This window comes from Cupriavidus necator N-1 (genome assembly GCF_000219215.1).
GTDB lineage: Bacteria > Pseudomonadota > Gammaproteobacteria > Burkholderiales > Burkholderiaceae > Cupriavidus > Cupriavidus necator.
Genome location: NC_015726.1, coordinates 413951 through 438206, shown reverse-complemented (window position 1 = coordinate 438206; position 24256 = coordinate 413951). Strand labels below are relative to the sequence as shown.

Genomic DNA, 24256 nt, shown 5'->3' with positions numbered 1-24256 from the left:
CGGCGGCCGGCTACTTCTTGTCGCTCTGGGTGTACCAGTAGGTGCGCTTGCGCTTGCCGATCCCCGGCGGCGAGATCTTCTGCGCACCGAGCGACGAGGTATTGTCGCCACCGCCCGGCCCGTTCTGGTTGCCGCCGCCGATCAGCACCGGCACGTTGCTGGTGTTGCCCTGGGCATCGCTCACCGCCACCACGCCAAACACCGGCGACGGCGGCAGGCCGCCATTGTTGAACTGGACATAGCGGTTGTCGTTAAGACCCTTGCCCGTCAGGAACGACACCGCGTAGCCCCTCGCGATACCCAGGTCCGGATAGCAGGCCCCTGACTTGGGCACGCTGGGGGTATTGGTGCCGAAGTAGGTGTAGCCGGCCACAGTCAGCGGCGCGTTAACCACCTTCTCGCCGGTACCCAGCGTCAGGTAGAAGCCCTTGCCGGTACCCGAGTCGGCATACACCGTGGCGGTGGCGTTGAACAGGCTGCTCTCGGTCAGCGGCGTCCATGTCGCAGGCAGCCCGCCGGTGAGCGCGGTGTCCTTCAACATGTAGAAGCGGTTGGTGACGTTATAGGCCAGGCCCGCCGCGTTGCTGGTGGTGTATAGCGGATGCTCGCGGTCGCCGCTGCCGATCATCACCGCGTCATAGGCGCCGGTGGTGATGACATCTGGTGGGTACATGAACTTGCGCGCATCGTTGCTGGTCTGCGCGCCGCCCAGCGCGGCGAACTTGCCCAGCGTCCAGGCCGCCGGGCCCGTACCGGCAGCCGTCTCGAAATCCAGCCGCCAGACATTGCCGCCCATGTCGCCGACATAGCCCTTGTCGATCAGACCGTCGCCGTTGCGGTCCACCACCGCGACGTCTGACGGGATGGCGCGGTTCAGGCCGGCGGGTACCGAGCAGACGGTGGCGCCGAGGCCGGTGCAATCGGCCAGCCACGCCCGCACCACAGTGCCCGTGAGCGCATCGAACACGATCACGCCGCGCCCCTGCCCCGTCGCGCCGCCGCCCTGCGACGGCTCGGCGTCTTCGGCTGCGTCGTAGCCGGCGCCCATCACCACCAGGGGGTTGGTGTAGCCCTTGACCCGGATCACGCGCGGCTGCGACCAGGTCTGGCCCAGTTCGGCGATCTGGTTGCTGTCGGACTTCCACAGGAACTCGGGCGCCACCGGGTTGGTCACGTCCAGCGCATAGACCAGCCTGCCGCCGCGCCGCGCGGTCAGGTAGATCACCACGCGCGGATTGGCCGGATCGCGCAGGTCCTGGAACACCGTGGTGGTGCCGTCGAAGAAATAGTCGCGCGGTTTGGCGCCCGAGCCGGTCGGCGAGCCGCTCAGCTGCACCTCGGGCGTGTTGGTGTAGAGGCGGCCGAGCTTGCCATAGAACTCCGGCGGCACGAAGCCCCACAGCTCACCGCCAGGGCGCACGCCGTTGATGCCGGTGGTCTGGTTGCCGTTGACCGCATGGAAGACGCCGTCATTGGCACCGTAGAAGACCACCACGCCGGTGGTGCCGCCATAGTTGATCACCACCGGGCGCGAGTGCAGCACATCGCCGTGCACCGAGCCGCGCACCGTGACGCTACCGCCGGGGCCCTTCTGCTGCTCCGTGCCGGCCACGGTGCTCTCGCCCAGCGCCTGCACGTCGCGGCCGCGCACCCAGTTGATCAGGTTCTTCACGTCGGCAGCGCTGCTGTTCAGCGCCGTCTGCCCGGTGGCGTTGGTCAGCCAGGTGTTGGCGGTATCGAACGACGCCAGGACCTTGGCGGTGCACGCGCCCGACGGGCAGGTGTAGAGCTTGCGCGCGGCCTGGTCGGTGACGATCTGCGCGCGCAGCATTTCGCCGGCGCCGCCCTTCTCGACGATCTCGCCGTCGCCGCCGGTGACGCCAGCGGCGCCGTCCGCAGAGTCCAGCGCCCCGGCCGCGCCCGAGGGGCTATTGACCCAGAAGCCCTTGGCGGGCCAGCCGGTGACGGCACTGCCGGAATAGCTGCTGCCGCTGAACGCCAGCGGCGGCTCCGCGGTCCAGAAGCTCTTGGCGTTGGGCGAGATAAAGCCCGTACCGGCATTACTGATCGCGCTCTGCTGGTTGGGCCCGCTCGGATTCGCATCCAGCACCACGATCTGCTTGCTGCTGTCGTAGCCAAGCTTGTATTGCTTCAGGTTGCCCATCCAACGCGGCGCCGCGGTGGCGTCAGGACGGAACATGCCGATGTAGATCTGGTTCAGGTACGAGCCCTGCCCATTCACGCTGACCGGCAGGCTCACCGACGAGAACACGTTGTTGACGGCCTGCATCTCGTTGAAGATCTGCAGCAGCGCATCGACCAGCGCCTGCACGTCTCCCAGCTTCACCACGTAGCGCTTGCCGCCGCCGTTGTCGCCCATGCTGCGGGTCGACTCGACATAGTCCGGGTTGTTGTCGTCGGTGACGGCGATGGTGTAGGTGATGATGTTCTGGTTGTTCTCGACATTGCCGTTCACGTCCGTCTGGTACATGAACCGCGCCCATTCATCACCCCAGTTGCTCTCGTACTTGTTGGCGGCCGGATTCAGCTTGAGCGTGGTCAGCTGCGTCGCGTTGGCCCCGGCCGCCACCAGCGCGTCCTTGGCGTCCGTGCCGGTGTCCTGCGGCTTGCCGTTGTTGACCGCATTGGCGATGTAAATGACGAAATTCTTCTGGCACGGGTTGGTGATCGGCGACGTGTACTGCGTGCCCGACAAGCCCTTCTTGCCCGCGAAGAATGCCCACGCCTCCTGCATGCCGCCGCCCACCTGCGAGTTGTTCGAGTTGTCGCGCTGGCGGTCGATGCTCTTGATGTACTGAAGGAACGCGTTACCGTTGGTGGCATCCATGGTCGGCAGCGTATAGGGCGCCGCCGACGGATAGCGGAAGATCCCGCCAGTGTTGGTGCTGGTGCCGAACATCATCAGCCCCATGTTGATGTTGCCGGCGAGCTGCGGATTGGTCACGAGCGTGTTGACCGCCCGGTACAGCGCGCACTGGATCGCGCCGACATCGGTGCCGGCATTGTTGGCGCTGACCACATCGGGAATGTCGCAGCCCTTGATCGTGGTGCTGGCGTTCCAGGTGGACGCGTTGTCCAGCAGCAGCAGCACGTTGGGCTTGGTGCCGGCGTTGGTCTGCAGACCGGTGAACAGGTCGATGTCCTCGGCGCGCGCGCGGTTCACGCCCGCAAAGGTAAGCAGGGCGATTGCGAAAGCCGCAAGGCGGCGCTGCCGGCAGGCGTTGGTCGTCATGCTGGTTCCCGTCCGATCGATGGTGAAGAGGTCGTAGTGTCCTGCGCGGTCACGGACAGGCCGAACCGGTCGGCATGCGCACCGCCACGCCCTGGTGCACGGTTGCAACGGTGCCGGTATTGGCGGCATCGTTGACAGTGGCCGCCACATCCCATTGCGTGGCATTGCACAGCGAATTGCCGCCGCTATTGCCTGCAGTCACGATCCCGGTGTTCTGCACGCCGCTGCCGATCAGGCAAGACACGTCGTCGGCATCGCTCAGGTCGAGCTCAACGTTCTTCATTGGCTTGCTTGTCACGCACTCTGGCTGCGCCACCTGTGCCACGTAGTCCGCCTTGCCGTCGCCGCTGACGTCCACCGGCACCGCAACCGCGGCCGGCGCCTTGGTGAAATCGTTGCTGATCACCTGCTCGATCGCCTGCTGCGCCACGTCGCGCGCCTCGGCGGTGTGCTGCTGGTTGGCGGCCACTTTCACGTTGACCAGCCCGGAATTGACCATGGCCATGGCGATCAGCAGGAACAGGACCATAAACACCAGCGTCACGACCAGCGTGACCCCGTCCTGCCCGCGGCGCAGTGGCCGGCCCTGCGGTTGGCGACCCGATTGCTTGATCATTGCTTGCTCTTTGCGGGGTGAGGTCATTGCTCGCGCAGTCCGGCCACGTTGACCAGCCGCGCCACCTGGGCGTACACATGGCGCTTGAAACCGTCGTTGAACGGACCGCTGGCGGCGGCGCGGCCCACGTCGTAGGTGCGGTTGTCGGACTGGCCGCCCGAGGGCTTCAGCGTGCGCGCCAGCAGGTTCACGCGCACGGTGGTGACGTTGCGCCAGTTGGCGAGCGCGTTGGTCCAGTCATAGCCCGGCACGGTGGCGCAGGCCGCGGCGTTGTTGGCGCCGGGGTCGGCCACGTAGCAGTCGGCCGAGCCGTTGCTGTCCAGGTCCACGCCGTACTGCAGGTGCATGTCCTGCACGCCCTGCGCGACCGAGCGCGACTGGAACGCGCCGCCCACCAGCTCGGCCATCTTCAGCGTGGGGATGCCGTCGCCGCCGTTGCTGCAGCGGTCGCAGCCCGCCAGGTAGAACACGCGCACCACGGCCTGTCGCAGCGCGGCCGGCTGGGCGGGATCGCAGGCCTTGGTGCGCAGGCCGAAGGCCGCCGCGGCGCTGGCGTCGAAGACGAAGGAATTGGTATCCTGCGGGCAGGCCGAGACCTGCAGATAAGGCACGCCCGGCGTGGGTGCGGCCACCGGCGTGGTCGATACGCGCCGCACCACCAGCACCTCGGAGGTGGCCGCCAGGTCAGGCAGGCATGCCGCCGCCACCCCGGGGCCGTAGCCCGTCAGCGCCAGCGGCACGGTCAAACCCGCCGCGGAGAAGCCCAGCGCCGCCGGGTCTGCCGCGCACAGCGCTGGCTCGGCCACGGTAGCGCCGCGCGCGATGCTGCCGGCGCCGAAGAACCCCGCCAGCTCCACTTCGCGCCGGATCTGTTCCAGCGCGTAGCGGCCGTTTTCGACCTGCTCGGCAGACTTGACGAACTCGGTGCGCGACAGGCTGTTGGCGTAGTACAGGCTTGCCAGCGCGGTCAGCAGCACCAGGCCGATGGTCATGCCGATCATCAGCTCGACCAGCGAAATGCCGCGCTGGCGGCGCAGGCGGCGCGCGGACAGGCGCAGGGGGCTCATGACACGGTTCCGAGGGTGCCGACGCGGATCTGCGTGCTGACCGCGCGGCGATAGGCATCGTTGCCATACTGGTCCTTGCCGCAGCCCAGCGCGGGCGCGCCAGTGGTGGCCAGGCCCTGCCAGGCCACGGTGATGCGGTAGATATTGTTGACGGCGTCCACGGTCTCGATGCAGCCGCGCGCGCCGATCATGGCGCCGACGGCCTGGGCGGCATCAGCGGCGCTGGCCCCCGGGCGCTTCTCGGCACTACCCAGCAGCGCCGTGTTCCAGGCCTGCAGGTCCGCATCGGCGGTAGCTTTCTGCGCGGCGGTGCCCTGCGTGCACGCCGCCGGCGGCGCCGCCGCGCTGCCCAGCTGCATGCCGGTCGCGCCGTTGGCATAGCACGATGCCACCTGGCGGTTGGCGTTGAGGCGCGCAACCATGTCCTGCAGCAGCGCCAGCGCCTGCACGCGCTGGTAGGACTCCATCTCGGTCTGCCCCGAGCGCGCCACTAGCCCGGCGGTGCCAAGCAGCGCGACCAGCAGGATCACCACCGCCACCAGCACCTCGATCAGCAGGAAGCCGCCCTGCGTGCGGCGGCCAGGCATGCGCGGCCGCAGCCGCGGGATTCTGTGCTTCATGAGCAGGCTCCCGTGGCGGAGGCGACGCGGCCAGTCTCGCTGACCTGCACGCAGACGCGCGACGCCGCTGCCGTATCGCCGTTGGGTGCCACTTCGAAAGTCATGGCCGCGCCCGTGAGCCGGCCGTCGTTGCCAAGCGCAAGGGCCCCGGCAGCGCTGGGCGTGATGGTCAGGCCGCCGTAGGGCCCGAAGCTGCGCACCGTCTCGGCGCCTGCGGTGACCGCCCAGCCGGCGGTCCAGGCGGCACCGGTGGCTGCCAGCGTGACCGTGGCATTGCGCTTGACCGCCTCGCTGCGCGCCAGCAGCAGCGCCGAGGTCAGATCAAGCGAGGCGCCGCGCACGCGCTGGTTGGCGATCAGTGAAGAGAACGACGGCGCCGCCGCGACCGCCAGGATCGCCAGCACCGACATGGCGCACAGCAGTTCGACCAGGGTGAAGCCGCGGCGGGTGGGCCGGCCGGGCGAAGACGGCGGGAACGTGGCGCGCCGCATGGTCAGTTCCAGCAGTCGGTGCCTGAACCAGACGCGGATTTCGCGCCGGCACTGGTCAGCGTCAGCGAGCCGCAGTCGGCGTCGCCGGCAACCTGGCTGCCCTTGGGCGTGGCCACGATGCTGTAGCCGGGCGGCAGCGCCGCGTTTGGCGTCACGGCGACGTCGTAGCGCGTTGCCTGCGCGGCCGGTACCGACATGCCCAGCGTGCCCAGATTGGCGGCGTAGGCGCGGTTGTCGACCAGGTAGCGCTCCTGGGCGCCCGAGACCTCCAGCATGAAGGACTCGATTGCGGCCCGGTGCGAGCGCACGACGTGACGGCTGTAATTTGGAATGGCGACGGCGGCAAGAATGGCAATGATCGCCACCGTGATCATCACCTCGATCAGCGTGAAGCCATGCGCTGCCCTGGCGCCGCGCAGGCGCCAGCCCCGGCATGGATTGCCGGTTGCCCCAACTTCCCCAATGACCCGAAACGACGAGTTGACCCTCCCGCCGTGTCGCACTGCCGGGCTTCTATGTCCCATGCTCGCGCTCCGATACCAATTATGTTCCGGTTGACCGAATTCCGGAGGTTATGGCGCGGAGTGTAAGTCACGATCCGCCAAGTGGGTAAGGAAAATATGATGCCGGCTGGCCGGCGTTGTAGCGAACAGACAGTGGCGTTACGGGATCTGCACAGGGCATACAGCCAAGGCATGCGGCAGACGTTATCCGGCAGTGAGGGGGAACCCTGACCCGCCCTGGTTCGACTGGCCCGATGCGCGCCCGGGTGCACCTGTGCAACAATCGTTACAAACACCGAATCCGGAATGCCCATGCCGCCCGACAGCCCCACCCCATCGCCGCAAGCGCCGCCGCAGGACCTGGACGCCCTGCTGGCGCTGCTGCGCAGCAACTTCCCCACCCTCAGCACGCAGTTCCAGGGCGGGGCGCGCTACCTGCTCGACCATCCGCAGGACGTGGCGGTGCTGTCGATGCGCAAGATCGCGGCCAGTGCCGGGGTGCAGCCTGCCACCCTGGTGCGGCTGTCGCAGCATCTCGGCTTCGAGGGCTGGCAGGGGCTGCGTGAGTTGTTCGTTGATGCGCTGCGCGGCGGCAGCCAGCCGTACGCGCGCCGCGCGCGCAAGGTGGTGCGTGAAAGCAGCGCCAGCCGCATGCTGGGCGAGATGCTGGACGCGCAGCACCACAACCTCGACATGATCGCCACCAGCAATGAGAAGACGCTGCAGCAAGCGGCGGAACTGCTGTCGCATGCGGCGTGCGTGCATGTGGCGGGTTTCCGCTCGTGCTTCCCGATCGCGTTCACCTTCCACTATGTCTACCGGCTGTTCCGCAGCACCGTGCACCTGATCCGCGCCGATGCCGGCACGCTGGAGATGGAGCTGCGCGGCCTGGCGCCCAAGGATGCGGTGCTGGTGGTCAGCTTTGCCCCCTACTCGCAGGAGAGCATCCGGGTCGCCGCGGCCGCGCGCGAGTGCGGCTGCAAGGTGATCGCGCTGACCGACAGCACGGTCGCGCCGATCGCGCTGGCGGCAGACTGCACGCTGCTGTTCTCGGTGGAAAGCCCATCGTTCTTCCCGTCCGTCACCGCCGGCGTGGCCATGGTCGAGGCCCTGGTCGAGCAGCTGCTTGCACGCAAGGGCAAGGGCGCAATCCGCGCGCTGGAGCAGGCCGAGGGCGAACTGCACCGCACCGGCGCCTATGTGGCGGCCGGACGCGGCTGAGCCGGCCCGCCGCGCTTAATCGAAGGCCTCGTCGTTGGGGTTGGCGTAGGCCTTCTTCAGCGGTTCGCTCATCGGCAGCTCGAAGTTCACGTGCTTGGGCGGCACCGGTGCGGCAAACCATCTGGCGTAGAGCTTGTTGATCTCGCCGCTGCGGATCAGCCCCGTGATGGCGCCGTCGACCACCTGCTTGAAGCCAGGGTCGTCCTTGCGCATCATGAACGCGTAGGCCTCGAATGACTGCGGCGTACCTACCACCGCCCACTCCGCGGGATTGGGCGCCAGCGTGCGCGCGCCGGACAACAGCACGTCGTCCATCATGAATGCCGCCACCCGCCCGGACTGCAGGATCAGGAATGACTCGCCATAGTCCTTGGCGCTCTGGACGGTGATATTGGCCTGCTTCTCGTCGTTGAGCCGGCGCAGGATGCGCTCGGAGGTGGTGCCGGCGTTGGTCACCACCGCCTTGCCCGACAGGTCGGCGAAGTCGCGCACCGGACTGCCCTTCTTCACCAGCAAGCGCGTGCCCGCAACAAAGAAGGTGGTCGAGAACGCCACCTGCTGCTGGCGCGACTTCAGGTTGGTGGTGACGCCGCACTCCAGGTCCACGGTGCCGTTCTGCACCAGCGAGATCCGGTTCTGCGAGGTCACCGGCACCATGCGCACCTGCAGGCCGGGCACGCCGGTCTCGCGCTTCACTGCATCGACGACGCGATCACAGATGTCCTGCGAGAAGCCGATCACCTTCTGGTTGGCGTCGTAGTACGAAAACGGGATCGACGAGGTGCGGTGGCCGATGGCGATCGTGCCCGACGACTTGACCTTGCTGAGCGTCGGGCTGGCCGCCACGTCGGCAGCACCCGCCGTGCCCGCGAATAACGCCAGTACGGCGGCGGCAAGTGGCTCCGCCAGGGGACGCTGCGAACTGCGCGGACAGGTGACTTGTGCTGCTTTCATACCAGGCTCTCCTTGGGTAGCGTTCACGCGATGCGCCTTTGCACCGGAATGCTAGGCAAAGAGCAACAAGTGTTCCATCATGGATAACCATGAAACATATGTATTTTTACCCGGCGTGGTGAAACAGAAGCGTCCGGCGGCAGGCGGTTGCGTAGCTATGGGGCAGCCATGCGCCGCGCAGGTGCATGACGAACGATCTGTGTTGGGAGGACGGGCCGGAACGGCCTGGGGAAGGAAAAGGCGGAAAAGGCAGCGGGCGACTGTGGTGCCGCCCGCGGTGTATTGCCGGCTGCGGCCGACCGCGCGCGGCTTACTGCGAGCACTTCTCCCGGTACGCCTGCTGCAGCGACTTCTTCGGCCGGTCACGCTCCAGTTCCGGGATCATGCGGCCCTGGGCGGTCTCGATGGCTGGCTGGGTGGCGCGATATTCGCGCTTGGGCGCTTCGGCAATCTGCGCGGCCAGGGCGCGGCATTCGTCCGACTGGATGCTGCCCGGCGTTGCCGCCGGGTCGGGACGGTAGGGCGTGGTGCCCTGCTGCACCGCTTCGTTGATGGCCGCGGCGGCGGCACTGTCCCCGTCCGGCCTCTGCGCATGCGCGCTGCAGGCCATCGCCAGGGCGGCGATGGCGGCAATGCGGATCAGGGTTCGCTGGCTCGGCATGATGACTTCTCTCCTGTGGCTCGATGAATTTATGCAAGGCTGCCAGCTTAATCGTTCGCGGCCTGCCTGACACTACCGGCATTTTCAGCATTTGCGGCGTCGATGCCACCTGCGACGGCTCCGCTGCCCTCCTTGTCTGCCCGGGTGCGCGCGGCCTCGCGCCAGCCCCGGCGCTGGCGCCGCATCTGCCCCAGCGCCATCCGGGTCATGCTGGCCCAGCCGGACGGCCGCGGATCGGCCAGCATGCTGAGCGCGCGTGCGTAGTCCAGCGTCAGGCCGGGCGTCCAGGCCATGGTCTTGGCGCGCTTGCGGATCTGCGCCGCCACCCACAATTCCGGCGTGGTCAGCAGGCGCCAGAGCGGCCGCCAGCCCTTGGCCTGGCGCCAGACCCGGGCCGACGCGCCTTCCAGCGCGTGCGAGACGGTGCTGGAACAGTTGCGGTCGGTCAGGTTGTAGGTGGTGTTCTGGCGGTAGGCGCTCCAGAAGCGGCCCAGGCGCTCGGGGTCATAGTTGCGGATGCGCACCTGCACCGTCGACGGGCACCAGGCGCGCGATTCGGTCTGGTAATCCGGCTGGAACTTGCCGCCCACGTCGTTTTCGCGGGTGGCGCGCAGGATGCGGGTGAATTCGTCTGGCGAGCGGTCGATTTCCTCGGCCGGGTACAGGCTGATATAGATACCCTCGGGCGATTCCAGCGCGGCATGGCCGGTGGAGATCACGCCGTCGCGGTCCACCGCGGCGATATAGCGGTCGACCAACGGCTGGCGGCGCGCTTCGCCGCGGGCGGACCCGACCGGGGTCCAGACATGCACGGTCAGCGCATGCTCGCCGGGCTCGGGCGGGCCGTCCCAGAGGGTCATGTCGGGCACATCGGCAGCAGCAGCCGCATCGGTTGCCGGGACGGCGGAGGCGGGAGCCGCCGGCGCGGCATCGGCTTCGTCCATGCCGGGGTTGTGGTCCAGCCGGCGCAGGCGTGAGGCCAGCAGCAGCATGTTCCAGCCGCCGAAGATCAGCCCCAGGGCCAGGCAATAGGGCACGGTGCCCACATAGTGGGTCGGGTACGGCTGGTAGAAGAAGATGGCCAGCGCGATCTCGAACATGCCGACGGCTACCGCCAGGCGCCAGGTGCGGAACCGTACCACGCGGGCCGAGACGATCTGCAGCAGCCCGTCGGCCAGGAACAGCGTGCCGAAAATCATCGACAGCACGAAGTTGCCGTGATGATGGCCGGCCAGGATCAGCACCGCGGCAAAGCAGAACGACACACCCTTGACCTGCCGCAGCGTGCGCTGCCCGCCGATGCCGGTGCGCGCCACCACCAGCGTTGCCAGCCCTTCGAGCAGCAACACCACCGCGAACGGCGTCATCGGGAAATAGATGGCGTTGTCCAGCGCATCGACAAACATGGCCCCCCCCAGCAGCACGCTCAGGCAGCCCAGCCGCAGCAGGCCGCGCCAGCGCGTGCGCAGGTAGTCCACGCCCAGCAGGATCATCACCAGTCTTGCCATGTCAGGTCGTCCTCCTTCCGTTGCCGGGCCGCCGCTGAGCGCGGCCCGTGGTGGGGTCACATGAGCGGTGATTCCGCTAGGGAGCGCGGCGCCCGCCTCCTTCGTCGCGCTCAAGCTCCCAGTCGCGGCGCATCATCACATAGGTGAACGAGGTAGACCAGCCGATCAGGATCAGACCGACCAGCGGCTCGATGCTGGCGATCAGGCGGCTGGCGCCCACCGGGACGATGTCGCCCAGGCTCTGCGTGGTGAAGGTCTCCAGCGCAAAGTAGGCGTAGACCAGCACGCCTGGTTGCGTGTGGACGCCGGACACGCCGGCACTGCCCATCGCGGTCAGCCCGCCCAGGCCCAGCACGTGGTCGGCGAACCAGAAGCCCAGCGCAAACACCAGTGCTTCCAGGCAGTGGACCACGATGATGCAGACGATCAGCACGCCGATGTTCATGCGCCCGCTCCAGCGCCGGGGATGTATCGCCGACAGCAGCCGCAGCGCCTCGTAGTGGATGCCGACCACGGTCACGGTCAGCACCGCGGCGCACAGCAGGGCCAGCGAATAGTGTTCGGCGGAGGTTTCCATGCGCAGCGGCAGAGCCTGGTCGGTGTCCGGAAGGATCGGGAACAGCGCGGAAAAAAAAGCGCCCTCCAAAATAGCACTGGAAGGCGTTCAGGAAAACCAGGGAGCGGGTTGCGGCTGGCGCGCGGCCGTGCTCGTAGCCCTGGCAGAGGGTTGGAGGCGGCCGGGTGGCCGCCGCATGGATCAGCTGCTGCTCTTGCAGGAAAGACTGACGTAAAGCGCGCCGCCCCATTTGAAGTTGCGGTTGCCACTGACCTGCACCTGGACAATGTCGTTAGCCGCCACCGTCGTCGTGGCCGGCGCCGAGCAGGTCCGCACGGTGGCTCCGAGCGAGCAGGCGGACGCGTCGGTGATGGCAAGCGGGGCGATCGTTTCCAGCGCCGCGCCGCTGGCGACACGGTATGCCGCCAGGGTGTACTTGACTTCGTCATCGGGCACGGCGCCTGCCAGGCTCGCGTTCAGGGTCAGGCCGCCGCTGCAGCCCACCGGCATCACCGCGCCGAAATTCGGATCGATACTTTGGCGGTCCAGCCCGGTGCCGGTCATGACATAGGTGCCATTGCCATCCGGCGAGTTGTACACAGCGAAGTTGGCCGTATAGATCGTCGCTCCGGCGCCGCCATTCCCGCCTGCCTCTCCTTGCTGGCCCTGGGGGCCGGTGGCGCCAGTCTCGCCGGTATCACCCTTTTCGCCCTTTTCGCCCTGCGGACCTTGCGCCCCGGCCGCGCCGTCGGACCCGGCCGGACCCGCCGGCCCGACCGGACCGGTCAGGCCGACCACGGAGACCCCGGCCGGCCAGCCTTCCGCCGTCTTCGGGCCGAACAGCGTGTTGGTGGTCGTATTAAGGTAGAAGCTGCCTTCGCCGCCATCGGCAGCGGTGGGATCTGCCGCGCCGTGCAGCAGCACGGCGCCGGGCGCGCCGGCTACCCCCTGCGGGCCGACCAGCGACACGCCGGCAGGCCAGGCCCCGCCAGCCTTGGGTCCGTAGAGCGTCGAGGTCGTGGCATTGAGGTAGAAGTCGCCGTCCGTGCCAGCGTCCGCCGTGGGCGCATTGGTGCCGGACAGGATGGTCTTGCCGTTCGCGCCGGCCGGGCCGGCCACACTGGCGGATGGCGCAGCGTTGGCCGGCGCGGAATCGCCGCCACCGCCACCGCAACCGGCGAGCAGGATGGCGAGGCAGGCGAGCGGGATCGCCGCAAGTTTCAGGTCAATGTGTTGCACGATGGAAGCCCCCCGGTTTCTCATTAACGGCATGCCCGGATCCGTGCCGGGTGAGCCCAATCTAGAGATCGCGGCGATTCCGATAAATCGTGCATTCGCACGGGCTGTTTCATTAATGAAGCGCGCTCCCGGAGCATCGGAAAACTGCTCCCGCTTCAATAGCGCCAACGCCCGTTTAAAATTCAGGTGACTCGGGATAATGATTATGAAAATACCCGGATTGCCGCGCCTGGCGGTGACACGAAGGCTGCCCGGCCCAATTCAGAGCAGGCGGATTCAAGCATCATGCGACCGCATCCGTGCGTGTCGGCGCGACCAGAAAATACCGGCAATATCTCGCCCAAATGGTTGAGTTCCGGATGAGACGGCGTAACTCTGGGTTGTTCAAAAGCGAAACGAATAATCGCCATTTACCCCTTCGTGGGGGGATATGCGCAGCACCGGCAAAACCAGCCGATTCATGCCGCACCCGGCCAGGTGCGGGACGGCGCGGCGATGGACTATGCTGGAAATCCCAACAGCGTCTTCGTGGAGGCCATCGTGCGCAAATCTGTCCTTGTCCTTATGGCACTGCTGCTGGCCGGCGCCCCCGGCCTGGCGCTGGCCCATAACTGCCCCAATGAGATGAAGGCCATCGACGCCAAACTGTCGACCAGGCCGGCGCTGTCGCCAGAGGATTCCGCCAAGGTCGCCAAGCTGCGCGCCGACGGCGAGGCCTATCACAAGGCCGGCAAGCATGACGAAGCGATGAAGTCACTGCTCGAAGCGAAGAAGATCCTGGGTATCTGATACCCATCGCAAAAAAAGAGCCGCCACGCGCCCTGGCGTGGCGGCTTTGTTTCTTTTTCCCGCGGCCGTCGCCGCAGTAGGCCGGGTCAGGACCCCGATCCGACCTGCTGGACCACGCCGTTGGGCGCCACCAGGTAATATTCCGCGCCAATCCCGACCCAGCGGGTGCCCTTGCGCGGCGCGGGCAGGTTGTATTGCTTATAGTCGTCGATCACATACTGGCGGTCCCTGAACTCGGTGGGCAGCCGGTCACCCTTCTTCCACTGCTGCACCTGCATATAGGGCGAGTTCTGCGCCGCCGGCTCAGAGGCGGCCATGGGATCCGTCATCGGCTTGGGCTTGGACTTGGCACCGCCCTGCGCCATCGCAAACGGCGCCGCCAGCACGCTTGCCGCCAGCAACAGCGCCGGCATCGCTTTCTTGGTCTTCATCGTGATCTCCTTGCGTACGGGAAAACCGAACTGCCGGAGGATCCGGACAGCATCTACCAGATTAGTCACAAATACGGACAACTGCGGCATCCGCCATCCATGGCGACGACGCTTCATATGACTGATGATGCATTCGGCTTGGCAGATTGTTCACAATTGTTTGCGGGTTGGCGCCCATTGGGGGGGAGCCGCTAACGTCACCCAAGACTAGAATGGGTCCTGACAGAAACAATTTGTTACGGGCGGCCGCTACGCAGTCTGTCAGCGGGCCGTGGCCCCGCGGCCCCGCCGCTGCGGGCGCGCACCGCCCGCTATGTTCCCTGGCTCACGCCCTGTTCACGGCGCTTCGCACGCGGGCACCGTCCCTGCCAGAGAACCATAAAAACAGGGGACTCTCCGTGTTGCACGATGCTGGTCAATTCCTGGCCCTGGTCAATCCCGCCATTGCCATCCTGCTTTCGCTCTGCTTCCTGCTGGCCTGGAACCATGAGCGCACGCGGCACTATCTGCTGCAGCTCGGTGCCTGCTATTTGCTGTACGCGCTTGCCATCGCCCTGCAGATCGTCTGGGTGCCGCGCAACGGCGGCGGCAACGCCACGGTCACCGGTGCGCTCTACCTGGGCAGTGCCGTGCTGATGCTGCGTGGCATGCTGGCGCGCATCGGCGCGCGCGTCGATACCTGCGCGCTGGTGTCGCTGCCGCTGGCCCTGTTTGCGACGCTTGCCTGGTTTGATTTCGTGCAGCCCCAGCTGGTCGCCCGCATTTACATCCTGAATATCGGCATCGCGCTGATCCTGCTGCTGGGGATCGCGCCGCTTGCCCGCCTGCGCACGGGCAGCACCGCGGACCGGGTGCTGTTCTGGGTCTTCCTGTTGTTTGCCCTCCATTTCCTGCCGCGCACGGTACTGACCATTGCTCCGGCCACCGGACAGGACGCTGCCGCCTTCACCCGCTCGGCCTATTGGCTGTGGCTGCAGGTCACGCTGGCATTGCTGCTGCTCACGCTGGCGCTGGCGCTGCTGGCGGCGGCCATGCAGGACGTGATCGACGGCCTGCGGCATGAACGCGACACCGATCCGCTAACGCAGCTGCACACGCGCCGCAGCCTGGAGGCGCTGGCCGCGCGCGAAATCCCGCCACCTCAGGGCAAGCCGCTGAGTGTGCTGCTTTGCGACCTCGACTTCTTCAAGTTCATCAACGACAACTACGGCCACAGCGCCGGCGACGCGGTGCTGGCGCAAATCGGCCGGATCATCGCCGCCGGCGTCCGCCGGCGCGATATCGCCGCGCGCCTGGGCGGCGAGGAGTTCGTCGTGCTGTTGCCCGATACCCCGCCCGATGCAGCCTTGCACCTGGCCGAACGGTTGCGCCAGACGCTGGAGAGCTCGGAAATGGACGTGCTGCCGGGCATGCACTCGGTGACCGCCAGCTTTGGCGTGGCCACGCTGCGGCCCGGCGAAGACCTGGAAGCACTGCTGATGCGCGTGGACAACGTGCTGTATGCGGCCAAGAACAAGGGCAGGAATTGCGTGGAGTGGGAACGGGAGGCCGGCATGCCGGTGCTGGCATGATGCTCGGCTATGCAACCGCAGGCGCATCGCCCACAGCAAACTCGGGCCCGTCATAGCCCTCCGCCACGGCCACGCCGCCATCGAGCAAGCGCTGGCTCCAGTGGTCGATCGCCGCGCGCGCGGCCGTGCTGACATCGCTGCCCAGGGCGAGCCGAACGGCCGCCGGCGCTTCCAGCCCGAAGCTGTGGATGGTTCCCCATGCGATCCGGTCCCGCTTGAAATCCCCGATCGCCAGCTCGACGCACAGGCCGCTGTCGGCCACCGCGGAAGCCAGGAAGACATCGGGATGCCTGCTGGTCCAGTCGAGCACGTTGCCGATCTGGCGGATGCCCGCGGCACGGCAGGCGGCGATGGCACCGTCGCGGCCACCGTCGATCATCGCAAATACGATATCGGCGCCGGCGCGGGCCTGCGCGGCAACCGCGCCGCCGGCCAACGCCGGATCGTGCTGGTTGCCGCAGAAGGTCGTGAGTGCCGGCAGGCCAGGCACCACGCTGCGCACGCCATGGAGAAACGCCGCGCGCCCCTTCAGCCCGGGGCACACCTTCTCGCCCGACAAATGGGCAACCACGCCGGTGCGCGAATCCATCGCCGCCAGCACGCCCGCAAGGAAGGCGGACTGTTCCTGCAACACCGCATAGCTCGCGGTGTTGGCGCACAGCACGCTGCCCTGCGTGACCACGAAGCGCCGGGCGGGATGGCGAGCCGCGGCAACCGAAACGGGATAGTCCCCCTGTCCGCCATGCGCAACGATCAGGTCCGGACCGGTCTCGCACAGCGCCAGCAGCGCTGCGGCACGCGCCTGTGGATCCGGATCGGCAATCCACGTCACCGCCAAGTCGTGGCCGGCATTGCGTGCGCGCATGGCGCCGACATGCCCGGCTTCGTTGAAGCTGCCGCGTCCTTCGGGTCCGAACAGCACTACCTGGATGCGCGCGCTCATGACAGCGTCGCCCCGGTTGCCGCGACCACAGGACCCCAGGCCTGCGCCTGCTGGCGTACGTAGGCGGCGAACTCATCGGGCCGGCGCTCGGCCAGCACAAAACCCTGGGCCTCCAGGCGGCCGCGCAGGGCCGGTTGTTGCAGGATGACCTGCAGTTGTTGATGCAAGCGTTGCACGATGTCCTCGGGCAGGTTGGCCGGCGCGGAGACGCCGACGAAGTTTTCGGCCACCAGGCCGGGATAGCCGGCTTGCGCCACGGTGGGCAGCTGGGGCGCCTGCGGCACGCGTTGCGCCGAGGTCACCGCCAGCAGGCGCAAGGCGCCGGACTGCAGCAATGGCAGGTTCTGCGGCAGGGCATCCACCGCAAACGGGATCTGTCCGCCGAGCAGGTCGGCGCGCATCGGACCCGCGCCCTTGTATGGCACGTGCGTCAGCCGTAACCCCGCCTGCTGGCCAAACAGCTCGCCGACGATATGCGCCACCGACGCCGCCCCGCCACTGCCGAACGGCACGGGGTCGCGCTGCGCGCGGATCCACGCCGCCAGCTCCGCGAGGTTGCGCGCCGGCACCGACGGATGCACGGCAAAGACCGTCGGCACCGCGCCGATGTAATGCACGTGCGTGAAGCTGCGTACCGGGTCGTAGGCGGGCCGCCTGAGCAGGAACGGCGAGATGCTCAGCGCCGCCGAGTTCGACATCAGCAGCGTGTAGCCGTCATTGGGTGCCGCGGCGACCGCTGCCGCGCCAATCGTCGATCCCGCCCCCGGCCGGTTGTCGGTCACGAATGGCTGCCCCAGCTTTTCCTGCAGCACCGGTGCCAGCAGCCGCGCCACGATGTCGCTGGACCCGCCCGGCGGGAAGGTCACCACCAGCCGTACCGGATGGCGCGGCCATGCCGTGGCGCCGCTGTCCGCGCGCGCCGGCATCCCCGGCAATGCCGGCGCGGCCAGCGCCGCGGCAAGGAACTGTCTTCTCGAAATCACGATGGCCCTCCGGCTTTACAAGCGATGGCGCAGGCCGACGCCGCCGCCGAACTTGTTGCCACGCACGCCCATGAAGGCGGGCAGCGCATAGCTGCCGCTGATGCGGTTGAAATCGGCTTCCGCATAGACGCTAGTGCGTCTGGACAAGCTGTACTCAGCCACGCTGGTCAGCATCAGCCGGTGGCCGCTGGCGGCGGTCTGCCGGTCATAGCCGGCCGCCAGCGACAACGCCAGCGCGGGCGTTGCCTGCACCGTGGCGCCGCCGGTCAGCACATGATTGCGGGTCGGGCTCAGGTGATAGCGGTTGTCCAGGTAGCCGAGCGCCAGCTTGACGCGCCCCAGCTGGCTGCTGCCGCCGATGCCCCAGATCGTGCGCTTCTCTTCGTTCGCCAGGGCACTGGTGCTCTGGAACAGGGCGCCCACGTCGATCAGTGCCGTGATCCAGGCCAGCGCCAGCCCCCGGCTGCTGCTGGCCGCCGCATCGCCCGGCACTTCGCCGAAGGTGTAGTGCGCCGTCGCCGAGAATGCGCCCCACTGGCCCGCGTACTTCGCCATGTTGTCTTGCCGCGGACCGGTATAGCCGTTGAGGATGGCCACCGCATCGAGATTGGGATGGCCATAGGGCTGGAAGCGGAAGGTCGCGTCATAGGCCGTGGTGAACTGGCGGCCGACCGTCAGCTTCCCCCACGCCAGGTGCTCGATCCCCAGGTACGACTGCCGGCCGAACAGCCGGCCTGTACCCTGCGTGCCGACCTGTCCGTAGTTCGACGCCGCAGTGCCTTGCAGCGAAGTGCCCGTAGCCAGGTCGAAGCCGCTTTCCAGGTTGAACAGCGCCGACCATCCCGCACCCAGCGCCTCATTGCCGCGCACGCCCCAGCGCGAGCCGCTGAAGTAGCCCTCGCTCAGTTCAGCCAGGCTCTGGTCCCCGCGGTTGTTGTCCGAGTATCGGACCATGGTGTCGATCAGGCCGTAGACCGATATGGAAGTCGATACTGATTGCGCCAGCGCTTGCTGCGCAACGCCGCAGATCGCCCCCGCCAGCACGCCCGTGAGCGCCATGGCGTGACTGCGCCTTGTGTTCCCCACCTTCACGCACCACCCTCCATTTTGCATACAAATTAAGAATGCAAAATATAGGGGGTGGCCGCACATCCGCATACGAATGTGTGCGCATGAGGAAATGCGGTTTGCGCGGAGAATGCGGGCGCAAAAAAGCCCGCGTAGCGGGCTTTCGGGGTGATGCGTGAAGCGAGGTAAGTCAGAACGGTTGTGCGGAAGAAAAATGTAAACAACTCACCGCTTTCCCAACTGTGGCGCCACTGCCCTACTTTGTAATTACTCGGGACTGTTAATAACTTATCCACAGGCTTCAAGTTCTTTACAACTTGCTGGGTCTTGAGGGACGCAGCTTCGTCTGGTCACGGTCGACTCTCGGCAACGGCTGGCTTAGAAACCGGGCATCCAGGCCGCGGTTGCTCGCGTTGTACGCCCATACAACGAACTGCTCCAATAGTCGTTCGTTCTCAGCCTTGAGCCTTGCGTTTTCGCCCTCCAGTCTCTGATAGCGTTCCAAGAGCGCTTGCGCTTCCGTGGCACCGAGCCCAGCGGAGCCTTGCTGCTTGCTGCGGGGTTGCCCTGTGAGTCGTTCCTTCGTTAGCTGGAACGCCAGTTTGATGCGCGCGTGTTGGCTGAGCGCCTGCCTGGTATATCGAGCCTTCAGACGAGTCTCGATAGCTTCGATGAGGAGCTCCCATGAGAGTTTCCCATCCCACCCATCCAGCAAGCGCGAGATGGCCTCTAGGTCCTCGTCCCCCAAGTTGCGCGCACGGGATTTCGATTGCTTAGGCATCAGAGTTCTCCATCATGGTGAGCAGATTGCGCATGGCTTGGGAAGGAGTAACCGACTCGTCCGAGGAGCCTTCCTCGTGCCCCAACCCAGCGCGCGCCTCAGCTGCCTGCTCGATTCGAGAGGCAGTCTGTATGTTTGATAACTGGATGACGGCGCCCATTGGCACTTTCGGGTCATCGAGAATTTCGCATAGCTGAGTCAACCTCTCGACGCCAAGCCGGTGGTGCGCCACCCAGCGGCTGGCGCCAAAATAGCCATCGCCCTGGGCTTGTTCTGCGGCCGCCAGGCTCTCTCTGGCGGTATCGAGTTCCGCACGAATTCTGGCTGCTCGTACCTCGTCCCCTTTGATGCAGACCTGCTCATGGCAGTTGAGGCAATCGGCATGCAACTGACAAGGCGCCATCGTGTAGTCATGAATGCAGACACCAAACTCAGTGGTGTGCGCCGTTGGGACTTTCAGACGGGCGAATTCGTCGCGATGAATCACGATGCGTTTAGGAAGCTCAGCCAGGGGGCCGAACATCTGGCGGTCGTCACCCAGAGCGTTGCGAATCTTCAATACCAGCTCGTCAGCCGAAACATGGTCATATGCTGCGTTCTGGCGAATATCTCGCCGCCCGGACCATTTTGCAATGTCCAACTGACTCATGCCGCCGGCCTGAGCCAGTGTATTCAAATAGTGGCGGAACTGATGAGACGTTATCTTAATTGCACTTCCATCAGGTTCCCAAAAATCTGACCGAGAAAAAATCGACCATTTCTCAGTCGCCCCTCCAAGCCAGACATGGATTTGGTCTATTGTGACCGCAGCTATCCGACCAACCTGGATATTAGCGTCAAAATGAAGCTCATTCTCACGAACAATGCAAAGGGCATCCCGATACTTCAAGCCCACAGATTTGCTCAACCAAGGGAACCCTTTTGGCAATAGCTCAAGGAGGGCTGCCTCGACATCCGCGAATTTAGCATAGCTAGCTCTCCCCCTCTTTATTAGGGTCACCTTCTTAAGTTTGCACCATTGAGTACCTGATTGCCGCGGCACTGTCTCATCCCCAAATAGCACTAAATTCAATTCAGACGCGGAGAGCCACTCCTGGTGGCGGAGATGTTCTGCAGCCTCGGACAGGTATGCCTCATTTGGGTGCTCTTCATACCAAACAGCAACCTTCCGTGCATTAGCACTGAGGTCACGAATTCGCCTGATTGCCTCGGAAACCACCTCAGCCATGGATGGCACAACCCACTTGACCATAGGCTCAGCACCCTTCGCAGACCACCACCTTAAACCATACGCTTCAGTACCATCACCCTTCTTCTCACGCACTTCACAATTGGCGGGGAGCAGTAGGATTTCGTTTATGCGGTCCGGGGCGGAACATAATGTTGCTGCAATAGCACTGGCAAAGACAATGGAAGGTTCGGTGGCAGTCTGAAATATCTTCGGAATAGCTTCCAATGCGGCGGCCGACGGCAATTTCTTGTTGCGACGCTCGTCAAACTCCTTTCCGACGCGAGAAGTGTCAGTTGGCCGACGCAACGGGTTTCGCCAGTCAATTCTTACCGCCACCAAGTGATTATCGGAAAGAAATTTGGATAACAGCTCCAGCTGCCCTCCAACCCGGTAGGCCGAGGACATCGAGAAACGCTCCTTCACAAGCTGCGCCGCACGATTAAATGTTTCCGCCGTCATCCTGACAGGGTCCGGATAATTCCCATTCTCTGCCAGAGCCTCCTCCAGGGCACGGAGCGCAACCATTCTACGGTCCGGCGATTTCGTAGGCCTCATTGCAAAAGAGTATCGAAAATCTGCTTTCGCGAATGACAAAAAGGGCTCGGCCATGGGCCGGACAGTCGCATCGTTCGCCGTTGATAGATTTGAAAACACCACACGAAATCGCTTATTTCCGCGGCCTTTTAGCTCAATTGCGTCCGTTATATCCCAAACATTCTCATCGAAGCATAAATCTGCGCCGAACACAGTCAGCTGCTCCCTGCACATGGCAACGAAATCATTCAGATTTTCGCTTGCGTCCCATTCTGACTTTGGCGTAAATAGGACAATATCAGCCATGGGCTGCCAACTCCATTGTCTCCCTATGAGCCTCACACTGCCGAATCACTTCAGCAACCGCCAAAATCGTCCGGTCATTAATAGTGGCAATCCGCATATCAGTGGTAGTCAGCTTACGCTCGCGCTCGGCGAGCAGATGATTCAAGACGGCCTCATGCGGTCCATCGAGCCAAGCTTGGAAGCTCTGGCAGGTGTAGCACGCAATTGGAGCAGAAAATTTGCAAAAACCGTGGCTACCGCAGCTTCCCATTGGCTGACAGCTTCTTTCGATGCGGGGGTCGAAGATTCGGCTCGACGGGTCCTTTCCTCGAATAGCCGCCGACTCGTCGGCAATGACGATTCCGGCAAACGCTTGCGCCAACGGCGCCAAAGCCATAGCGACCGACTTGTCGATGCGCTCGACGATTTCGGGCGTCGATTGCACATACACGCCGACATTTTGGGTATCGGTATGGTCCAGCAATTCAGCGATAACGAGTTCGCCGTGCCCCTCTCGCGCGGCTCTGGTGCCCAGAGTTCTGCGGAACCTGGTGGCCGTAATGTGGATAAGGTCGCCAGTGCGCTCGGAAAACACCTCCAGCTTCGTCAGCGCCCGGACAAGCTTTCGCGCGAGGGAATCGGCCTCTTGGTGATACTCCATTCCGGCCGGTTGCAGTCCAGTCGAATCTGCAGGAAATAGTGGACCCTCGCGAGGGTCTTCTAGCTTTCCTTCAAAGGATTTCTCAACCTCGTTGGCGTACTCGTACAGCAACTCGCCAATCTGCGGCGTCAAAAGACGTTCCTTGAACTCAAGCCGCGCAGCTTGTCGTTGCTTTGCACGGGGGACTTTCAGGCAGTGGATTCGAGAGCCATCCTTGATTTTCGGCGCGTGGACGTCCGACACTTTCAGTAGGGCATATTGAGATGGCCTCTGACCCAGAAGCATAAATAGCCACGCCAGCAGGTAATCGTCCTTGGCGACGACACCACAAGCGTACGCGTTATTCAGTGCTGCTTGTATGGATTCAAGCTCAATATCCGTGAACGGCCCGTTGTGCGGGTCCATCGTCAAAACCGCCACCCCTTTAATATTTCCCGCCAGCCTAAGCTCATTTAAGAGGGTTATTGCAGGGGTGGTCACACCATGGTAACCAAGGGCATGCCACTTCTTAAGGAACCCTGCCAACGAACCGAGATACCACTTCTGATTCCCAAGTGACGAATGATAGTTGAGCAGGCTAACTTCCGAGATTTCGTGTAACGGCTCCAGTCGACCTTCATTGAGATGCTTAAATAAGTGCTCAGCCCGTTGGAACATGTTATCTAGATGCCGCAGAGATTTGTTTTCTGCGTACCAGATGAGCGTCTTCCGGAAACCATGCACGAACATCGGCGTTGCCACACCCATCAATCGTTCAAAGTTAATGCTAGCAGCCCCATGCCCCTCCCGAATTACCCATCTCACCTGATTGGGGTCGAACCAAGCTCCGCCACGGGTTCGAACGATAGGTGACGCTTCTTCGATGATTGCGGGTAATGCGGTCATCAGATGTCGTTCTTATTGGTCATTTCAGACTGGAGCAGGAGGGACACTTCATTGGCCCTCTTCCGTACGTGTCGCCGTGTGTAATTGACCGCTGTGCCCGACGTTTCCGACCACCCCATAAGGAATGAACGCATCTTCTGCTCATCGGCTTCCGGCGTCTTCATTCGGTCCATGGCAGCAGAAAAATTGTCATTCCAGGTGTGTCGTAGCACATGAGGAGACAAGTCGTCCGGTAAATCGGGAATATGAGTGCGCAGAAAAGCAAAGCACTTGTTCAACGCACTCAGAGACATTGGGGCACCTGTTTTGTCGGCGACAAACAGATATTCATGCTTCCGGGCGCCGGTCAGATGGCGACGACCGTGAAGCACATAATCATGGGTCAGCCGGCAGAGGTCGGACGGGATGGGCAATACGCGGTCCCTGGTCTTAACAGTAGGCTGCTCTTTTCGCGGGTCTTCGGGCGCATCCGCCCGCCGGACGATGGTTACTGTTTCCTTCTGGAAGGAGATGTCTGAAACCTTCACATTCAGCAACTCACCTCGACGTAGGCCGAAGGAATACAACCATCGGAAGAGCAGCTCGTTTCTGAGCTTGATGAATTCACCTGTCCAAGGATTCTCGGGGGAATTCTTGGCAGTCACCTTCAAGAGGCGGGCAGCGGTCTCAGGAGGCAAGCCTTCGCGGGCCGCCACGACGTTCCTGCTGCGGTGGGACGGAGCCCGGGCCAGCAGCGCCTGAATAACCATCTGCCGAGTGGATTCAAGAGCTTGAAACGACGAGCTGCTGGCAGATAGCTTCAATAAATGCGACTTGACCAACCAGGAGAGGTAGTCCGCAATTCCGCGGACCCGATTGGCCGCTGAAGCGGCGTCAACCGTTTTGGCCCCCGCATTCGAACGAAGCATGCGCAATCGCTCCAAGGACGGCATGCGCGCAGGCTTCGCCCCAGCCTTCTGGCCCTCAGCTGCATCTATGTCGGCCAGATGAAGGGAACATGCATTTGCCAGTGACTCAATCTCGGCTAGGTCGACGAGGCGACCCTCCTGAAAGCGCGTCTCGATGTCGATGCCGCGCTGCTCAAGGAAGAGCAGCAGCACGATGATGTGCCGCAGCGACTGCTCGATGGTGTTCGCTGCGAGATTGCGCCCTCTGAGTTGTGTCAGCGAGTACACGGTAGGCGCAAATAGCGGCATGCCAACCCTCGTGTCGATGAGCACGGGCAACCGCTCCCCCGAGGACAACCTCAGGGTTCTCACGGCGTAAGGGTTGGTCATTGTTTACACTCTCCACAGGTGAACACATAAAGAGTATAGAAAACCTCACCTAAAGGCGTAAACAAAGAAAAAAGCCCCACCAAATCAATGGTGAGGCTTGAGTTGTTTACAGATCTAAGTCTGTTCCA

General features: G+C 64.4%; 22 protein-coding genes. 3 read left to right on the top strand and 19 right to left on the bottom strand.

Features of this window, described 5'->3' with window-relative positions:
- Window positions 1-10: 10 nt before the first annotated feature.
- Genes CNE_RS02160 through CNE_RS02135 form a run of 6 tightly spaced genes read right to left on the bottom strand, consistent with a single transcriptional unit; the run spans window position 11 to window position 6571 of the window.
- A complete protein-coding gene (locus CNE_RS02160; protein WP_013955507.1) occupies window positions 11-3253 on the bottom strand; it encodes a pilus assembly protein in 3243 nt (1080 codons plus the stop codon).
- A 49-nt stretch (window positions 3254-3302) separates the two neighbouring features.
- Window positions 3303-3869: a pilus assembly PilX family protein gene (locus CNE_RS02155; RefSeq protein WP_049800542.1), complete on the bottom strand. Its 567-nt coding sequence runs from the start codon at window positions 3867-3869 to the stop codon at window positions 3303-3305.
- A 23-nt stretch (window positions 3870-3892) separates the two neighbouring features.
- Complete coding sequence (locus tag CNE_RS02150) at window positions 3893-4936, bottom strand: PilW family protein (protein WP_013955505.1); 1044 nt, start codon at window positions 4934-4936, stop codon at window positions 3893-3895.
- Window positions 4933-5556, bottom strand: a complete 624-nt coding sequence (pilV, locus tag CNE_RS02145; protein ID WP_013955504.1) for a type IV pilus modification protein PilV — start codon at window positions 5554-5556, stop codon at window positions 4933-4935. Before pilV ends, CNE_RS02150 begins: the two co-directional genes overlap by 4 nt.
- A complete protein-coding gene (locus tag CNE_RS02140; RefSeq protein ID WP_013955503.1) occupies window positions 5553-6047 on the bottom strand; it encodes a GspH/FimT family pseudopilin in 495 nt (164 codons plus the stop codon). The genes pilV and CNE_RS02140 overlap by 4 nt, the downstream gene beginning before the upstream one ends.
- A gap of 2 nt (window positions 6048-6049) precedes the next feature.
- Window positions 6050-6571, bottom strand: a complete 522-nt coding sequence (locus tag CNE_RS02135) for a type IV pilin protein (RefSeq protein ID WP_013955502.1) — start codon at window positions 6569-6571, stop codon at window positions 6050-6052.
- 291 nt (window positions 6572-6862) lie between these two features.
- Between CNE_RS02135 and CNE_RS02130 the strand changes: the two genes are divergently transcribed.
- A complete protein-coding gene (locus CNE_RS02130) occupies window positions 6863-7771 on the top strand; it encodes a MurR/RpiR family transcriptional regulator (RefSeq protein WP_041227724.1) in 909 nt (302 codons plus the stop codon).
- A gap of 15 nt (window positions 7772-7786) precedes the next feature.
- Here CNE_RS02130 and CNE_RS02125 read toward each other — a convergent pair whose 3' ends face one another.
- The 5 genes from CNE_RS02125 to CNE_RS02105 all read right to left on the bottom strand — a co-directional run bounded on the left by CNE_RS02125 (window position 7787) and on the right by CNE_RS02105 (window position 12689).
- Window positions 7787-8725: a glutamate/aspartate ABC transporter substrate-binding protein gene (locus CNE_RS02125; RefSeq protein ID WP_013955500.1), complete on the bottom strand. Its 939-nt coding sequence runs from the start codon at window positions 8723-8725 to the stop codon at window positions 7787-7789.
- 310 nt (window positions 8726-9035) lie between these two features.
- A complete protein-coding gene (locus CNE_RS02120) occupies window positions 9036-9386 on the bottom strand; it encodes a hypothetical protein (RefSeq protein WP_013955499.1) in 351 nt (116 codons plus the stop codon).
- Between the two features lie 47 nt (window positions 9387-9433).
- Window positions 9434-10894 carry an HdeD family acid-resistance protein gene (locus CNE_RS02115; protein ID WP_013955498.1) on the bottom strand — a complete coding sequence of 487 codons (1461 nt, stop codon included), beginning with the start codon at window positions 10892-10894 and terminating at the stop codon, window positions 9434-9436.
- Window positions 10895-10970: 76 nt separating this feature from the next.
- Entirely contained in the window at window positions 10971-11471 is a 501-nt protein-coding gene (locus CNE_RS02110) for a potassium transporter Kef (protein ID WP_013955497.1), read from the bottom strand.
- A gap of 180 nt (window positions 11472-11651) precedes the next feature.
- Window positions 11652-12689 carry a collagen-like protein gene (locus CNE_RS02105; RefSeq protein WP_148271558.1) on the bottom strand — a complete coding sequence of 346 codons (1038 nt, stop codon included), beginning with the start codon at window positions 12687-12689 and terminating at the stop codon, window positions 11652-11654.
- Between the two features lie 495 nt (window positions 12690-13184).
- On the opposite strand from CNE_RS02105, the gene CNE_RS02100 reads away from it, so the two are divergent.
- Window positions 13185-13478, top strand: a complete 294-nt coding sequence (locus tag CNE_RS02100) for a hypothetical protein (protein WP_013955495.1) — start codon at window positions 13185-13187, stop codon at window positions 13476-13478.
- 86 nt (window positions 13479-13564) lie between these two features.
- Here the strand turns inward: CNE_RS02100 and CNE_RS02095 are convergent, their stop codons facing one another.
- Window positions 13565-13909, bottom strand: a complete 345-nt coding sequence (locus CNE_RS02095) for an RcnB family protein (RefSeq protein ID WP_013955494.1) — start codon at window positions 13907-13909, stop codon at window positions 13565-13567.
- A gap of 398 nt (window positions 13910-14307) precedes the next feature.
- Between CNE_RS02095 and CNE_RS02090 the strand changes: the two genes are divergently transcribed.
- Window positions 14308-15480, top strand: coding sequence for a GGDEF domain-containing protein (locus tag CNE_RS02090; RefSeq protein ID WP_013955493.1), 1173 nt, complete (start codon window positions 14308-14310; stop codon window positions 15478-15480).
- A 7-nt stretch (window positions 15481-15487) separates the two neighbouring features.
- Here CNE_RS02090 and CNE_RS02085 read toward each other — a convergent pair whose 3' ends face one another.
- From CNE_RS02085 to CNE_RS02055, 7 genes are all read right to left on the bottom strand, one after another.
- Window positions 15488-16423, bottom strand: a complete 936-nt coding sequence (locus tag CNE_RS02085; protein ID WP_013955492.1) for a BMP family ABC transporter substrate-binding protein — start codon at window positions 16421-16423, stop codon at window positions 15488-15490.
- Window positions 16420-17406 (bottom strand): Bug family tripartite tricarboxylate transporter substrate binding protein, encoded by a 987-nt coding sequence (locus CNE_RS02080; RefSeq protein ID WP_013955491.1) that lies wholly within the window; start codon window positions 17404-17406, stop codon window positions 16420-16422. The genes CNE_RS02085 and CNE_RS02080 overlap by 4 nt, the downstream gene beginning before the upstream one ends.
- A gap of 15 nt (window positions 17407-17421) precedes the next feature.
- Window positions 17422-18465, bottom strand: coding sequence for a porin (locus CNE_RS02075; protein WP_238553030.1), 1044 nt, complete (start codon window positions 18463-18465; stop codon window positions 17422-17424).
- Window positions 18466-18784: 319 nt separating this feature from the next.
- Window positions 18785-19255, bottom strand: a complete 471-nt coding sequence (locus CNE_RS02070) for a hypothetical protein (RefSeq protein ID WP_013955489.1) — start codon at window positions 19253-19255, stop codon at window positions 18785-18787.
- Window positions 19248-21326, bottom strand: a complete 2079-nt coding sequence (locus CNE_RS02065; RefSeq protein ID WP_013955488.1) for an integrase — start codon at window positions 21324-21326, stop codon at window positions 19248-19250. Before CNE_RS02065 ends, CNE_RS02070 begins: the two co-directional genes overlap by 8 nt.
- Window positions 21319-22851, bottom strand: coding sequence for a site-specific integrase (locus CNE_RS02060; protein WP_013955487.1), 1533 nt, complete (start codon window positions 22849-22851; stop codon window positions 21319-21321). Before CNE_RS02060 ends, CNE_RS02065 begins: the two co-directional genes overlap by 8 nt.
- A complete protein-coding gene (locus tag CNE_RS02055; RefSeq protein ID WP_041227720.1) occupies window positions 22851-24128 on the bottom strand; it encodes a tyrosine-type recombinase/integrase in 1278 nt (425 codons plus the stop codon). The genes CNE_RS02060 and CNE_RS02055 overlap by 1 nt, the downstream gene beginning before the upstream one ends.
- Window positions 24129-24256 lie beyond the last annotated feature (128 nt).

Bases quoted from the DNA above. Each gene is read 5' to 3' on its own strand.
- CNE_RS02160 (WP_013955507.1), bottom strand. From the start codon at position 3,253: ATGACGACCAACGCCTGCCGGCAGCGCCGCCTTGCGGCTTTCGCAATC.
- CNE_RS02155 (WP_049800542.1), bottom strand. From the start codon at position 3,869: ATGATCAAGCAATCGGGTCGCCAACCGCAGGGCCGGCCACTGCGCCGC.
- CNE_RS02150 (WP_013955505.1), bottom strand. From the start codon at position 4,936: ATGAGCCCCCTGCGCCTGTCCGCGCGCCGCCTGCGCCGCCAGCGCGGC.
- pilV (WP_013955504.1), bottom strand. From the start codon at position 5,556: ATGAAGCACAGAATCCCGCGGCTGCGGCCGCGCATGCCTGGCCGCCGC.
- CNE_RS02140 (WP_013955503.1), bottom strand. From the start codon at position 6,047: ATGCGGCGCGCCACGTTCCCGCCGTCTTCGCCCGGCCGGCCCACCCGC.
- CNE_RS02135 (WP_013955502.1), bottom strand. From the start codon at position 6,571: ATGGGACATAGAAGCCCGGCAGTGCGACACGGCGGGAGGGTCAACTCG.
- CNE_RS02130 (WP_041227724.1), top strand. From the start codon at position 6,863: ATGCCGCCCGACAGCCCCACCCCATCGCCGCAAGCGCCGCCGCAGGAC.
- CNE_RS02125 (WP_013955500.1), bottom strand. From the start codon at position 8,725: ATGAAAGCAGCACAAGTCACCTGTCCGCGCAGTTCGCAGCGTCCCCTG.
- CNE_RS02120 (WP_013955499.1), bottom strand. From the start codon at position 9,386: ATGCCGAGCCAGCGAACCCTGATCCGCATTGCCGCCATCGCCGCCCTG.
- CNE_RS02115 (WP_013955498.1), bottom strand. From the start codon at position 10,894: ATGGCAAGACTGGTGATGATCCTGCTGGGCGTGGACTACCTGCGCACG.
- CNE_RS02110 (WP_013955497.1), bottom strand. From the start codon at position 11,471: ATGGAAACCTCCGCCGAACACTATTCGCTGGCCCTGCTGTGCGCCGCG.
- CNE_RS02100 (WP_013955495.1), top strand. From the start codon at position 13,185: ATGGACTATGCTGGAAATCCCAACAGCGTCTTCGTGGAGGCCATCGTG.
- CNE_RS02095 (WP_013955494.1), bottom strand. From the start codon at position 13,909: ATGAAGACCAAGAAAGCGATGCCGGCGCTGTTGCTGGCGGCAAGCGTG.
- CNE_RS02085 (WP_013955492.1), bottom strand. From the start codon at position 16,423: ATGAGCGCGCGCATCCAGGTAGTGCTGTTCGGACCCGAAGGACGCGGC.
- CNE_RS02075 (WP_238553030.1), bottom strand. From the start codon at position 18,465: ATGGCGCTCACGGGCGTGCTGGCGGGGGCGATCTGCGGCGTTGCGCAG.
- CNE_RS02070 (WP_013955489.1), bottom strand. From the start codon at position 19,255: ATGCCTAAGCAATCGAAATCCCGTGCGCGCAACTTGGGGGACGAGGAC.
- CNE_RS02065 (WP_013955488.1), bottom strand. From the start codon at position 21,326: ATGGCTGATATTGTCCTATTTACGCCAAAGTCAGAATGGGACGCAAGC.
- CNE_RS02060 (WP_013955487.1), bottom strand. From the start codon at position 22,851: ATGACCGCATTACCCGCAATCATCGAAGAAGCGTCACCTATCGTTCGA.
- CNE_RS02055 (WP_041227720.1), bottom strand. From the start codon at position 24,128: ATGACCAACCCTTACGCCGTGAGAACCCTGAGGTTGTCCTCGGGGGAG.